At 49.2% G+C, this 12405-nt stretch carries 12 protein-coding genes; 10 read left to right on the forward strand and 2 right to left on the reverse strand.

The annotated features are described in order from the left end of the window. Nucleotides 1-4: 4 nt before the first annotated feature. The 9 genes from AWR27_RS12115 (at nt 5) to AWR27_RS12155 (ending at nt 8860) form a co-directional block, all read left to right on the forward strand. Entirely contained in the window at nt 5-1834 is a 1830-nt protein-coding gene (locus tag AWR27_RS12115) for an OstA-like protein (protein WP_077131414.1), read from the forward strand. Nucleotides 1835-1929: 95 nt separating this feature from the next. Beyond that, nucleotides 1930-2592 carry a T9SS type A sorting domain-containing protein gene (locus AWR27_RS12120; protein WP_077131415.1) on the forward strand — a complete coding sequence of 221 codons (663 nt, stop codon included), beginning with the start codon at nt 1930-1932 and terminating at the stop codon, nt 2590-2592. Nucleotides 2593-2694: 102 nt separating this feature from the next. Beyond that, nucleotides 2695-3600 (forward strand): outer membrane protein assembly factor BamD, encoded by a 906-nt coding sequence (locus AWR27_RS12125; RefSeq protein ID WP_077131416.1) that lies wholly within the window; start codon nt 2695-2697, stop codon nt 3598-3600. 12 nt (nt 3601-3612) lie between these two features. Next, nucleotides 3613-3927, forward strand: coding sequence for a DNA-directed RNA polymerase subunit omega (locus AWR27_RS12130; RefSeq protein WP_077131417.1), 315 nt, complete (start codon nt 3613-3615; stop codon nt 3925-3927). A 79-nt stretch (nt 3928-4006) separates the two neighbouring features. Next, complete coding sequence (gene coaBC, locus AWR27_RS12135; RefSeq protein WP_077131418.1) at nt 4007-5248, forward strand: bifunctional phosphopantothenoylcysteine decarboxylase/phosphopantothenate--cysteine ligase CoaBC; 1242 nt, start codon at nt 4007-4009, stop codon at nt 5246-5248. A 9-nt stretch (nt 5249-5257) separates the two neighbouring features. After that, nucleotides 5258-6172, forward strand: a complete 915-nt coding sequence (porD, locus tag AWR27_RS12140; RefSeq protein WP_077131419.1) for a type IX secretion system protein PorD — start codon at nt 5258-5260, stop codon at nt 6170-6172. A 96-nt stretch (nt 6173-6268) separates the two neighbouring features. Continuing rightward, nucleotides 6269-7942, forward strand: coding sequence for a DNA repair protein RecN (gene recN / locus AWR27_RS12145; RefSeq protein ID WP_083732829.1), 1674 nt, complete (start codon nt 6269-6271; stop codon nt 7940-7942). A gap of 44 nt (nt 7943-7986) precedes the next feature. After that, entirely contained in the window at nt 7987-8436 is a 450-nt protein-coding gene (locus AWR27_RS12150) for a viral A-type inclusion protein (RefSeq protein ID WP_077131421.1), read from the forward strand. Between the two features lie 22 nt (nt 8437-8458). Then, entirely contained in the window at nt 8459-8860 is a 402-nt protein-coding gene (locus AWR27_RS12155; RefSeq protein WP_083732830.1) for a c-type cytochrome, read from the forward strand. 30 nt (nt 8861-8890) lie between these two features. Here AWR27_RS12155 and AWR27_RS12160 read toward each other — a convergent pair whose 3' ends face one another. Together AWR27_RS12160 and AWR27_RS12165 are read right to left on the reverse strand one after the other, a co-directional pair. Beyond that, nucleotides 8891-10759, reverse strand: coding sequence for an ATP-binding protein (locus tag AWR27_RS12160; RefSeq protein ID WP_198045133.1), 1869 nt, complete (start codon nt 10757-10759; stop codon nt 8891-8893). Nucleotides 10760-10820: 61 nt separating this feature from the next. Next, the gene (locus AWR27_RS12165) at nt 10821-11537 is read right to left on the reverse strand and encodes a LytR/AlgR family response regulator transcription factor (RefSeq protein ID WP_077131424.1); all 717 of its coding nucleotides are present in this window, start codon (nt 11535-11537) and stop codon (nt 10821-10823) included. 245 nt (nt 11538-11782) lie between these two features. Here AWR27_RS12165 and AWR27_RS12170 point away from each other — a divergent pair, with 245 nt between their 5' ends. Continuing rightward, complete coding sequence (locus AWR27_RS12170) at nt 11783-12340, forward strand: RNA polymerase sigma factor (protein ID WP_077131425.1); 558 nt, start codon at nt 11783-11785, stop codon at nt 12338-12340. Nucleotides 12341-12405: the final 65 nt, after the last annotated feature.

A 12405-nucleotide genomic window follows, 5' to 3' on the forward strand; every position in this document is an offset into this window, starting at 1 on the left:
TATCATGGTTCGCTCGCTTACCCGCCTGTTTGGGTGTTTTGGTTTATTGGTTCTGCTGCTATCGCCCGGCGCACGGGCGCAGGTGGGCGGTATGCCCGGTCGTTCGGGAGCGGCTGACAAAGTCGAACTGCTGTCCGGAGCCGACAGTTTAGTGGGCATTACGGTGCCGGGGCAAGTGGTTCGTAAAATTTACAATAACGTTCGATTTCGGCAAAAAGGTGTGCTGATGTTCTGCGACCTCGCCATCCAGAACGTAACGACCAACGTTATCGAAGCGTATGGCAACGTGCGGCTCGTGCAGGGCGACACCATCAGCGTTCGGAGCGACACCATGTTTTATTACGGGAACACCCGACAGGCCAACCTGCGTGGACGCGTGACCATGCGCGACCGCAAAATGACACTGACAACCTCACAACTCGACTACGACATGCTTTCGGGCATGGCCTATTATCCTAAACCGGGCCGCATTGTCGATAAGGAAAACGTACTGACCAGTCGCGAAGGATATTATGACACCCGTATCAAGCAGTTTATTTTCCGACAGAACGTTCGGCTCGTGAACACCAAAGGTACGCTTACCGCCGATTCGCTGCTGTATAATTCCAACACCCGTATCGCCACGTTTCAGGGGCCAACCCGCATTACCAACAAAGATGGCGTACTCACGTCTGTTGCAGGGCAGTATAACACAACAACCGGCATCTCAAATTTTCAGCGACGGGCCACGGTCGAAACGCCCAAATACCGGCTCACCGGCGACTCGCTCTATTACGACAACACCACCGAACTCGGCATTGCGAAGGGCAATGTGCTCATGGTTGCCAAAGATCGGAAAGCCATTATTTTGGGCGATCATGTTCGATACAACGGCAAAAATGGCATTTCGCGCGTAACGGGCCATGCCGTTGCCAAGAGCCTTGCCAACGAAACTACCAACGACACGCTCTATTTAAGAGCCGATACGCTGTTTTCGTTTGACAACAAGGTAAACAACACGCGCCGGTTTCTGGCGCAGAAAAACGTGTTTGTGTTCAAGTCGGACCTGCAAAGCAAATGCGACTCGCTAATTTACAGCACCGCCGACTCTACCATTTACTTCTACAAAAAGCCGATTGTCTGGAGCCAGAATAAGTACCAGATGGAGGCAGATTCAATGCGTGCTTTGTTGAAAAATAACGTTATCAACACCATGTTCATGAAGGGCAAATCGTTCGTGATTTCGCTCGACACGCTTAAGAATTTCAACCAGATCAAAGGTCGCACCATTACGGCCTATTTTAGCACGAAAATTGCTTCTGTTACAACGGTAACGCCTACTGCTCAGGCCACAAAGACTGGCATTCAGTCGACAAAACAGACCCGGCCAGCCAGTGTAAGCACGTCGGCAGCGTCGTTGGCGAAGGTTGTCTCAAATCGAGCAACAAAACCCGTGTCTGTGACCGTGACGCAGCAGGAAAAAACCACCATCGACCGCGTGATTGTGGAAGGGAACGGGCAGAGTATTTATTACGCCGTCGACGAAAAGAACCGAATGATTGGCCTGAATCACGTAGAATGTAGTCGGATGAACATCGAGTTCAATGATACAAAAGTGGGGCAGATTCGATTCTATGGGCAACCCGACGCGCAGTTGGTGCCGCCGAGCGAGATTACCGACGACATCAAACAGTTGGATGGGTTCAGGTGGCGCGACGCAGAAAAGCCGACGAAAGGGCAGGTGTTGTGGGTAGAAACGCCCCCCGCAGAGCAGGCTGGCAATAAGAATTCGATTAAAATTAAGCCAAAACCCAAACCTTTACCTAAAAAACTGGTTCCGAAACTAAATACGTAGGGATTTTAACAATATTTTAAACCCTCCCCCGTTGACTTTGTCTTATTCCGTGAATACGTTTGTGGTGAATAAAAGTGCAATTGACGTAGGCTTTCATGAAACAAATTATACTTGTTGGTATGTTGGTTGGTTTGCTCTCCGCAGCCATTCCGCTTCGGGCGCAGGTTGCCCAGCGGGATTCAGACGCCCGCAAGGGTAGTCGGCTGGAGCTGGGCCGTACCACGCCAAACCGTAAAACAAACACCGCTACGCTCCCCGGTACGCGCTTCACGCTCGTACCCAAGCCATCGGAAGCGGGCCTTGACCGGGGCGTTAACCTCCGCAAAAACGCTCCGATAAACGAGCATTACCGTACCCTGCTGGTAGCGCGTCCGGCTGCAAAGTCGGCGTCGCGCACATCGGCCAGTCCCGATGTAACGCCGGTTGTTTCGGCAGAGCGTAATTCGGCACCAGCTGTAGAAGGCAAAGCAGAAGACCGGTTGTTTGCCAACGAAAAAATCTGGGTATCGAACGTTTATCCAAATCCTGCCGACGATGTAGCTGAAGTTGATTATCAGTTCAGCAACGGGGCTTCTGGCGATGCCCGGTTAGTGTTGCTGAACGTGCTGGGGTCGCCCGTAGCAGAGTATGTACTGGACCGAAGCGACCGCAAAGCCCGGCTCGTCACGCGTGACTTATCGACGGGCTATTATTTGTATCAGCTTTCGGTCGATGGCCGCAAAGTAGCGACCAAACGGCTATTGGTTCGGCATCAATAATTAACAGTTCTTAACACGAAGCCTGCCGGGCTTTGGTACTATACGGGCTGCGCCGTCGTTAAAACGGTGTAGCCCTCTATTTTTTTTGTATCTTTGTGCGGTATGCAACAGTGTCATTTTGTTAAAGTTCTGCTGGGAACGTGGGTTGTGTTTGTGCTGGGATCGTGTAGTCCGTTCTCCAAATTGCAGAAGAGCGGAACCGACGACGAGAAGTACAAAGGTGCCCTTGAGTACTATAAAAAAGAAGACTGGTATCGGGCTGGTGTGCTGTTTGAAGAACTGATTCCGGTATTGAAAGGCAGTAACGAGTCGGAAATGGCTCAGTTTTATTATGCCTACACGCAGTATCATCAGCAACAGTATCTGCTAGGTGCTACACTGTTCAAGAAGTTTTATGAAACCTTCGCCCGCAGTGAATACGCGCAGGAATCCATGTACATGTATGCCCTGTCGTTGTATAAAGATACGCCCCAGTTCAACCTCGACCAGTCGAATACGTTAACCGCTACGGCGGCCTTGCAGGATTTCGTAAACGCCTATCCCGACAGCAAATACAAAGACGAATGCACGAGCATGATTCTGGATTTGCGCAAAAAGTTAGAGCGAAAAGCCTACGAGAAGGCTAAATTGTATTACAAAACCAGCGGTTTCAACATTGCATCCTACAAATCGTCGGTTATTGCGATCAATAACTTTCAGCGCGAATTTCCAGATTCGGAATACAACGAAGAATTGGCCTTCTTAAAGGTTGATGCTGAGTTTAGTCTGGCTCAAAATAGCCTTGAGACGAAGCAAAAGGAACGATATTTAGAAGCAATCGGTTATCACCAATTGTTCGTGGACAAATATCCGAACAGCAAATTTCTGAAAGAGTCAGAAAAAATGTATGAAATCAGTCAGCGTGAAATCGAGCGACTGGTTAAACTCGAGCAAGAGCGCGAGCAGGAAAAACAAAAAGCAAAAACGGCTGATCCCAACCGCCCCGCGAAGGTAACGGCAGCAAACTAATTCAGTGAACATATGGCAACCAACCAATCGATCATTACCCGCGACAACGACAAGATTGCCGCTCAAACCGGCAACCTCTACGAATCGGTATCAATTATCTCGAAACGTGCTCGTCAGATTTCGACCAAGAACAAGGAAGAACTGAGCAACAAACTGTCTGAGTTTGTGTCGGCGGTTGATAACCTTGAAGAAGTGTTTGAAAATCGTGAACAGATCGAAATTTCGAAATTCTACGAGCGGATGCCGAAGCCAACGTCGACGGCTACCGATGAGTTTCTGGAAGGCAAAGTCTACTGGCGTTATAACGACGAAGATCCACAGGTATAAGTGGGTCTATCGATGTTGATATAGTTAGCCGCACGGTATATTCGCCGTGCGGTTTTTTGGTTTAATCTTCGTTCGTTCAATGACCGGCAAACGCATTCTCCTCGGCATAACGGGTAGCATATCAGCTTATAAATCAGCACTATTGACCCGATTGTTAATCAAAGCCGGGGCTGAGGTTCAGGTAATTATGACCGAGTCGGCGCAGGCATTCATTACACCCCTCACCTTAGGTACGCTGTCGAAACGGCCCGTGCTGACCAGATTTGTGAGCGACGAAGCCGCCGGTACATGGAATAACCACGTTGAGTTAGGTTTGTGGGCCGACGCGTTCATAATTGCCCCGGCCTCGGCGCATACGCTGGCCCGCTGCGCCCACGGCCTGTGCGACGATCTGCTGTCGGCGGTGTATCTATCGGCCAAATGTCCGGTGTTTTTTGCCCCGGCAATGGACCTCGATATGTACCGTCACCCCACAACAGTCGAGAATTTGCGCCGACTCGAATCCTTTGGCAACCACATCATTCGGGCCGAGTTTGGCGAACTGGCAAGCGGCCTGGTAGGCGAAGGGCGACTGGCCGAACCCGAAACCATCGTCCAAACCCTCGAAACGTTCTGGTCAATAGACAAGCCGGAAAACCCTTCCAGCCCTGCCCCTTACCCCCTACCCCTGCTGAATAAGCGTGTTTTGGTAACAGCCGGACCAACGCAGGAGGCCATTGACCCGGTGCGGTACATTAGTAATCATTCCACGGGCAAAATGGGTTATGCCATTGCCGGGGCGCTTGCGCAGGCCGGTGCTGATGTTACGCTCGTGAGCGGCCCCACGGCCCTCCCCCTGCCCCACCCGACTATCCGCCGTGTGGATGTGCTATCAGCGCGGCAGATGTTTGAAGCTGCACAGGTCGCTTTTACCGAGGCCGACGTGGTGGTACTGAGTGCCGCCGTAGCCGACTACACGCCGGCCCATCCTGCCGACCGCAAGATTAAAAAGAAGGAAGATACGTTTTCGATTGAATTGACGAAAACTACCGACATTGCCGCTACCCTGGGGGCTATGAAACGCGACGGGCAACTTATCATGGGCTTCGCGCTCGAAACCGACAACGAACGCGAAAACGCGCTTAAAAAGCTGTACGCCAAGCAATTCGATTGGATTGTACTGAACTCCCTACGCGACGCCGGGGCCGGTTTCGGGCACGATACCAATAAAATTACCGTTATTGACAAAGACGAGCAAACCTACGAATTTGCACTCAAGTCGAAGATTGAACTGGCACAGGATTTGGTTAATCTTGTAACGCAAAAACTGGCTTCTGCCTGACTCGTTTCTATGAGAATTGTACATATTTTCTTACTATTAATTGGCTTCGTCGGGTCGGTGCGGGCGCAGGAGCTGAATTGCCAGGTCACAATAAACTCCGATCAGCTATTTGCCCAGCAAAAGACTGATTTTTCGTACATGGATCAGTTGAAAGGGATCATCACTGAATTCATGAATACCCGGCGCTGGAGCAACGATCAGTTTGCTACTTCCGAGCGGATTAACTGTTCGCTGAATATCAACCTGATCAAGTCATTACAACAGGGCGCATTTGAAGCTACGGCGCAAATTGTGGTCACGCGGCCTGTGTATGGCTCCAACTATGAGAGTACTATCTTCAGTTACGTAGACCGAAATTTCAACTTCGTTTACCTACCAACTACGCCTGTTTTTTTTCGTGAGAACCAGTTTTCCGACGACCTGACTTCGTTACTGGCCTTCTATGCCAACGTAATTTTAGCCGTTGACTACGACACGTTCAGCAAGCAGGGTGGCAACCTGTTTATTCAACGAGCCTACGCCATTACAAATCTGGCTCAGCAGGGTTCGCCGAATCCGGCGTGGCAGGCAGGCGGTGATCGGCGAAGCCGGTACTGGCTTATCGAAAATTTGCAGAATCAGCAACTACTGCCATTCCGCGATGGCATGTACGCGTATCACCGACAGGGGTTGGACGTGTTTGCGGCTAACCCCGTACAGGTTCGAAAACAAACCCTCGACCTGCTCGCTACTATCCGCACTATTGGCCTGCAACTACCTGTTTCGGTGGTGATTAACTCGTTTTTTGATGCGAAAGCGCAGGAACTGTATAACATCCTGGCCGAAGGTACACCCACCGAACGGAAACGAGCCTTCGACCTCCTCTCGTTTTTAGACCCCGCCAAAACCGAGCTGTACCGAAAACTGATAACCACGGGGCAGTAAACGTTCTCCGTCTTCTATGGAGAACATACGGCGTTGCAATAAAAAATCAGAACCGAGTATCCGCCCTCGTTGTTAGCTTTGTAAGGAATCTGCTGTATGCTATCGCATCTATTGATAAAAAACTACGCCCTCATCGACGAACTCGAACTCGCCCCTGACCGTCAGCTCAACATTATTACGGGCGAAACTGGCGCAGGAAAGTCGATTATGCTGGGAGCTATTGGGCTACTGCTGGGTAATCGGGCCGACACGCGGGTGTTGTATAATCCCGAAAAAAAGTGCGTCATCGAAGGGTCGTTCGGCGTTTCAGGTTACGCCATCGAGCGCATTTTCGAAGAAGAAGAATTAGATTTTTCCGATACCTGCATCGTCCGTCGTGAGATTAGCGTAAGTGGTAAATCGCGGGCGTTTGTCAATGACACACCCGTAAATTTAGAAACGCTCCGTCGGGTGTCGAGCCAGTTGATGGACATTCATTCGCAGCACGACTCCGTACTGCTCGGCTCCAATGAATATCAGTTGGAAATTGTAGATACCTATGCCCAGGACGATGCTTTACTGCGCCAGTATCGAACTGATTATCAAGAGTATAGAGTCAAAAAATCTGTCTACGATCAGCTTCAGAGCGAGGCTGCGGCTATGCGTAAAGAGTTTGATTATAACAGTTTTCTGTATGAAGAACTCAGCAAAGCACAGCTACAACCCGACGAGCAGGAAACACTCGAACAGGAGTTGACCATTCTGGAGAATGCAGAAGATATAAAAGCCCGGCTCCAGTTGGCGTATGAATATTTAGACAATACCGAACAGTCGATTATTGACTTTTTAAAAGGTGTAGTCAGTAATCTGGCCTATATCAGTAAGCTCTCGGACCAATACGAACAATTGCAGCAACGGGCACAAAGCAGCCTGATTGAACTGCGCGACCTGGCCGATGAAATCAGTACTGAACAGGACCGGGTAGACATTGACGACGCCCGCGCCGAAACCATCCGCGAACGGCTTAACCTGCTGTATCAGCTTCAGACCAAGCACCAGGCTAAAGACGTAGCTGCACTCATTGCCCTGCGCGACGAGCTGGGGCAGAAGGTGAGCAAAGTACTGAATTTGGACGACAGCTTAGCCGCTGCTAAAGCCGACGCCGAAAACGCCCGCGCCCAGTTGCTGGTCAGTGCGCAGGCTTTGTCTGCGGCCCGGCTCGCGGTGTTGCAGCCTATAGAAACCGAAATTGGCGGGCTGCTACACGACCTCGGTATGCCCAATGCATCGCTGAAAATTCAGGCTGAAACGGGTAAACCTACACCTACCGGCATCGATACTATCTCATTTCTGTTCAGTGCCAACAAGGGTATAAAGCCACAGCAGTTGAAAAACGTGGCCTCAGGCGGTGAGTTTTCGCGATTGATGATGGCGATTAAATACATTTTAGCCAGCAAACGCTCGTTGCCAACAATCATTTTCGATGAAATTGACACGGGCGTATCCGGCGAAATTGCCATTAAAATGGGCAATATGATGCGTGAAATGGCGCATAACCACCAACTCATTGCCATTACACACCTGCATCAGATTGCGGGTCAGGGTAACGCGCATTATTTTGTGTATAAAGATCACTCTGCCGATAAAACCGTTAGCCGTATCAGAAAGTTGACGTTTGACGAGCGCGTGAATGAGATTGCCCAGATGATTGGCGGTAAGAATCCATCGGCGAGTGCGCTGAAAAATGCCCGCGAGATTCTGAAACAGCGAACGGCTGCAACCGTCAAGTAGTAAACCGGTAAAACTGTCTTCGTAGAAAAAATAGTTATGTGTCTATGAGAAACTGGTTTACCACTTGTGTGCTGGTGCTTTCGGGTTTGCTGGTATCGGCATGTCGTATGCAAGATGCTGTTGATCAGGCCGAAAACGAGGTTTTCGCCATTCATGATCAGGTTATGCCCAAGACCAGTCAGATTCTTGCGCTGCGAAAACGCCTGACGGAGCGCGTAGCCGAATTAGATAGTCTGAAACAAACAGGTTCGGCAGTTGCCACCCTGCGTACCGACGAAGAACGCGAACAGGCGTTACGCATCAAACGAAACTTAACCGAAGCCGACAGCCTGATGTTGTTATGGATGAACCAATACAACAGCGATACGCTCGATAAGCTATCGGAGGAAGATGGTTTGCGTTATTTAGACACCCAAAAAGAGCAGATTACGCATATCAAAACGAAAGTTGACGGCAGCATTCAGCAGGCCAGAAAGTTTTTAGATGAGAGCTAACCAAATCAGATTTCCGGCAGGCATGGCCCTGTTGACCGCTACGCTGCTCTATAGCCTTTCCTGTCAGAGCGATGATGAAATTAAACGGCAACGCTACATTACGGAAGGCATTCTGGTCTACAAAAATAACTGTGCCAACTGCCACCAAACAGACGGGAAAGGTCTGGCGGCACTCTATCCGCCCCTCGCCGGATCTGATTATTTAGCCAAAAAAGACAGCGTAATTTGTTTGATTCGGTATGGTCAGCAGGGCCCGATTGTGGTGAATGGCAAGCGATACAACCGCCCGATGCCCGCCCAACCCCAACTTAGTGACCTTGAAATTGCTGAATTAGTGACCTACATCTACAACGAGTGGGGCAATGAAACCAAAGTAACCGACGTCAAAGAAGTAAAGCCGGTGCTGGAAGCATGTCGGAGGTAACGACACGGTAGTGGTTCTTCCGGCGATTTGTCAGATGCTTTCTACGGTATGACCAACGGTTTCGGCTTCGGTGGGTTCATACTTGTAATCGCGCTGCAAATAAAGACGGAATGTAGTGCCTTCGTTTTCACTGCTTTCTACTTGAATTTCAGCCTTATTAGCGTCTACAAGCTCTTTCACAAAATTTAGCCCTATGCCTAATCCGGGTTCGTTTCTGGTCCCGAACCGGACTGATTTCCGGGATAGTGTGAAGAGCGTAGTGAGCGTATCGGCAGGAATACCTACCCCCGTGTCGGTTATTATGAGACAAATTTTATGCCTATGATATTTGTGCGCAACTGCAATTGAACCACCAGGTCGGGTAAATTTCACCGCGTTTTGGAGCAGGTTACGAATGATAATTGATAAGTGATTCGGATCAGCAAAAGCACATAGATTTTCGGGTAAAGCAGATCGTAAGTCAATGCGTTTGTCATCGGCAACGGTCTGTAGCAAACGAATTTCCTGCGCTACTATGGCCGATAGAGATACAACGGCTGGTTCGGCACGAAGGCCGCCAAGCTGCGCCACCGACCAGCTTAACAAACTCTCTAACAGGTTGCTAACCTGAGTGAGCCGATCCGATAAGCTTTGTACTGATTGATTAAATTCGGCTTTGCTCAATACACCCCAATCGTGGAGGGCAATAAAGTTTTTCAGGCCCGCAACCGGCGACCGAAGATCGTGCGACAAAATGGTAAACAGCTTGTCTTTCGTCTGATTTAGCTGCATTAGCTGGATGCGCTGTCGCTCGATACGCCATCGACTGTGAAAGAGTACGATCAAAAAACTTAACAATAGTACAGAGACGCTAAAAACTATAAGGTTATAAATACGTTGCTGTCGTTGCTTTGTTTCGAGGGTTGCCAATTCCTTTTCTTTCCGTTCAATAGCTACAGCCGCCTTAAGTTCAGCCACCTGAATTTTGGCATCACGGGTTTGGCGAACGCGCTGTAGCCATAACTGTATTTGATTTATCGTCTTACTTAGTCCGTAAGCACGTTTGTAGTCGTTCTGGGCCAGATATAGTTCTGTAAGCGTTCGGTAATAGTGGAGTAAATGCAGTGTGTCGGGCTTCACACGCTTTTGCTCATGGCTCAACCCCTTCAGCAGATACGATTCGGCCTCGTCATACTGCTTCAGAAAAATAGCCAGTTGAGCCATATCGTTACTATAAATAAAAAAACCCCTCGATTGACGTAACTTACTTTTAGCCGCAGCCAAACGACGTGCAACGGCCAACGCTTGTTTGTGTTGGCCCTGAGCCTGTAAGATTTTACAGTAATCCAGACCAATCGTAATCCAGCGGTCTACATCATGCTGCTCATAAATGTGCATAGTCCGCAGGCAGTACGGCTTAGCCTGCGAATACCGTTGTTGCAGTATATTAATTTCACTACATAAGCCGTAAACGTCGGCCCTGACCTCCCAATCGTTTGTCTTTTGCGCGTGAAGCAGAGCTAAATTCATCAGCTCAGGGAGGCTCTGCATCCGCTGATGTACGGCTACGACACACAAAAGCTGATAACACGCAGCCAGATGCCGGTGGTCGTTATGACGGGTGGCTATGGCTTTCGCTTTTGTTATCCAATGTATTGCACGAGCTTCATCTTTTACTACATACAAATACATATGGCCTAATCGGTGCATAGCCCGCGCCACGCCAGACGTATTACCTGCGCGTTGCATCGAACCCAGCGACTGGTATAAATAATACAGGCAGGAGTCGGTCTGTTCAGGCTCGTAATAGACAGCTAATGTCCAGGCGATCTGACCGCGTGCCGAATCCGACGTTGTGCTTATCAACTGCCGCCGTAGAGAATCGGGGCTACAGACGGCCCTCGTTCCGATTCCCATCATAGACAGGAAAAGCAGATGCCGCAAAATGATGGTTCTACAGCCTACGAAATAGTAGCACATACTATATTGTTCTGCTAACCAATTGATTGCCAATATGCTTGCGGTGCAGTTGCGACCGATACTGATCGCCAATGGGTATGGTTTGCCCTGTAGTAAGTATCAACTCATTCTTACCAATCCGACTGATGGCAGCCCGGTGAACAATGAACGAACGGTGAACCCGCAGAAAATGGTCGCCCTTCAACTGTTCTTCAAGCTTTGCGATGGATAGCGTGGGAACGATAGTCTGCGTCGTAGTAACGATATGCAGAAAATTCTCCTGTGCCTGCATATACAGCACGTCGTCGTAGGTAATTTGTACGTACTGCTGATTTTCGCGAACAAAAAAGTAGGGAACCGGCGCGGTTTGATCGGCAGGTTGTTGCAGGCGCAGCCGTGCCTTCTCGACACTGTGTAAGAAACGAGCCAAGTCGATGGGCTTCAGCAGAAAATCGACCGGCGATACTTCGTAACAATCCAGCGCATAGTCGCGGTGCGATGTAACAAAAATCACCAAAGGCGGCTGCTTCATGCTACGGATAAACGCCAGCCCTGATATTTCCGGCATCTCTATGTCGCAGAGCAATAAATCGACCTCGTGGCCGGTCATGAGCGCGTAAGCTTCCATAGCCGATGAGCAGCTACCAATCAGATGCAGTAACGGATTCATCTGTACCATTTTGGTCAGAATGGTCCGCCATTGACTGTCATCGTCAATAATCACGCTATTGATTTTCATACGAACGGTGGTAAACTGATGGATACTTTTATTTAATGTACGAATCGATAGTGTTAACCCACGGATAGAATAGGTTCATCAACGTTTCTTATTTCGCTTTGGCACAGCGGGTGTGGGCAGATAATTTTGACTATAGGTTCTGATAGATTCTATTGAGCAAATCTACTTAATAAAACCTACAGACCTGCTTTTTCTTATTTACCGTTATCCAACATTCCTGAAATAGCGGTTTACCCGTAAGCAATATGACCTCTACGCTAACAGACGAAGAACTTGTTTCCCTATTCATCAAGACCCAACAGGCAACTTATTTTCAGGCAATTTATACCCGTTACTACGGCATGATCTACCGATACTGTCGGCAATACGCTCATCAGCACGAAGAAGCGAAAGACCTGACGCAGGAGGTATTCATCCGACTGGCACGGGGCATGACGAGCTTTGCCGGGCGTGCGCGTTTTAAAACCTGGCTGTGTGCCGTCACCCATAATTATTGCCTCGACTATATTCATAAACAAAGTCGTCTGCGCATTTTATACTACGACCCCGAATCATTGCTGCTGTTAAATCTGCCCGATGTCAGTGAGCAACAGAATCAGCAATGGGAACAACTCGACACAGTAATGAAACAGCTAAAACCGGCTGAAATTCAGCTCTTAACGGATTTCTATTTCAACCGTCTTCCCTTGAATGAGCTGGCGTTCCGCTATCAGACCAAGAAAAGTATTATAAAAACGCGGTTGTTCAGGGTCAGGGCGCGGCTGCGGCAACTGTACCGGGAACGGGTTGCCTCACTGGATTAGCTGCGCCTAATAATGACGCATCTATTACCAGAATTACTGTACAAAACAGGCCGGTTTGTCAGTAG

Source organism: Spirosoma montaniterrae (assembly GCF_001988955.1).
Lineage (GTDB): Bacteria > Bacteroidota > Bacteroidia > Cytophagales > Spirosomataceae > Spirosoma > Spirosoma montaniterrae.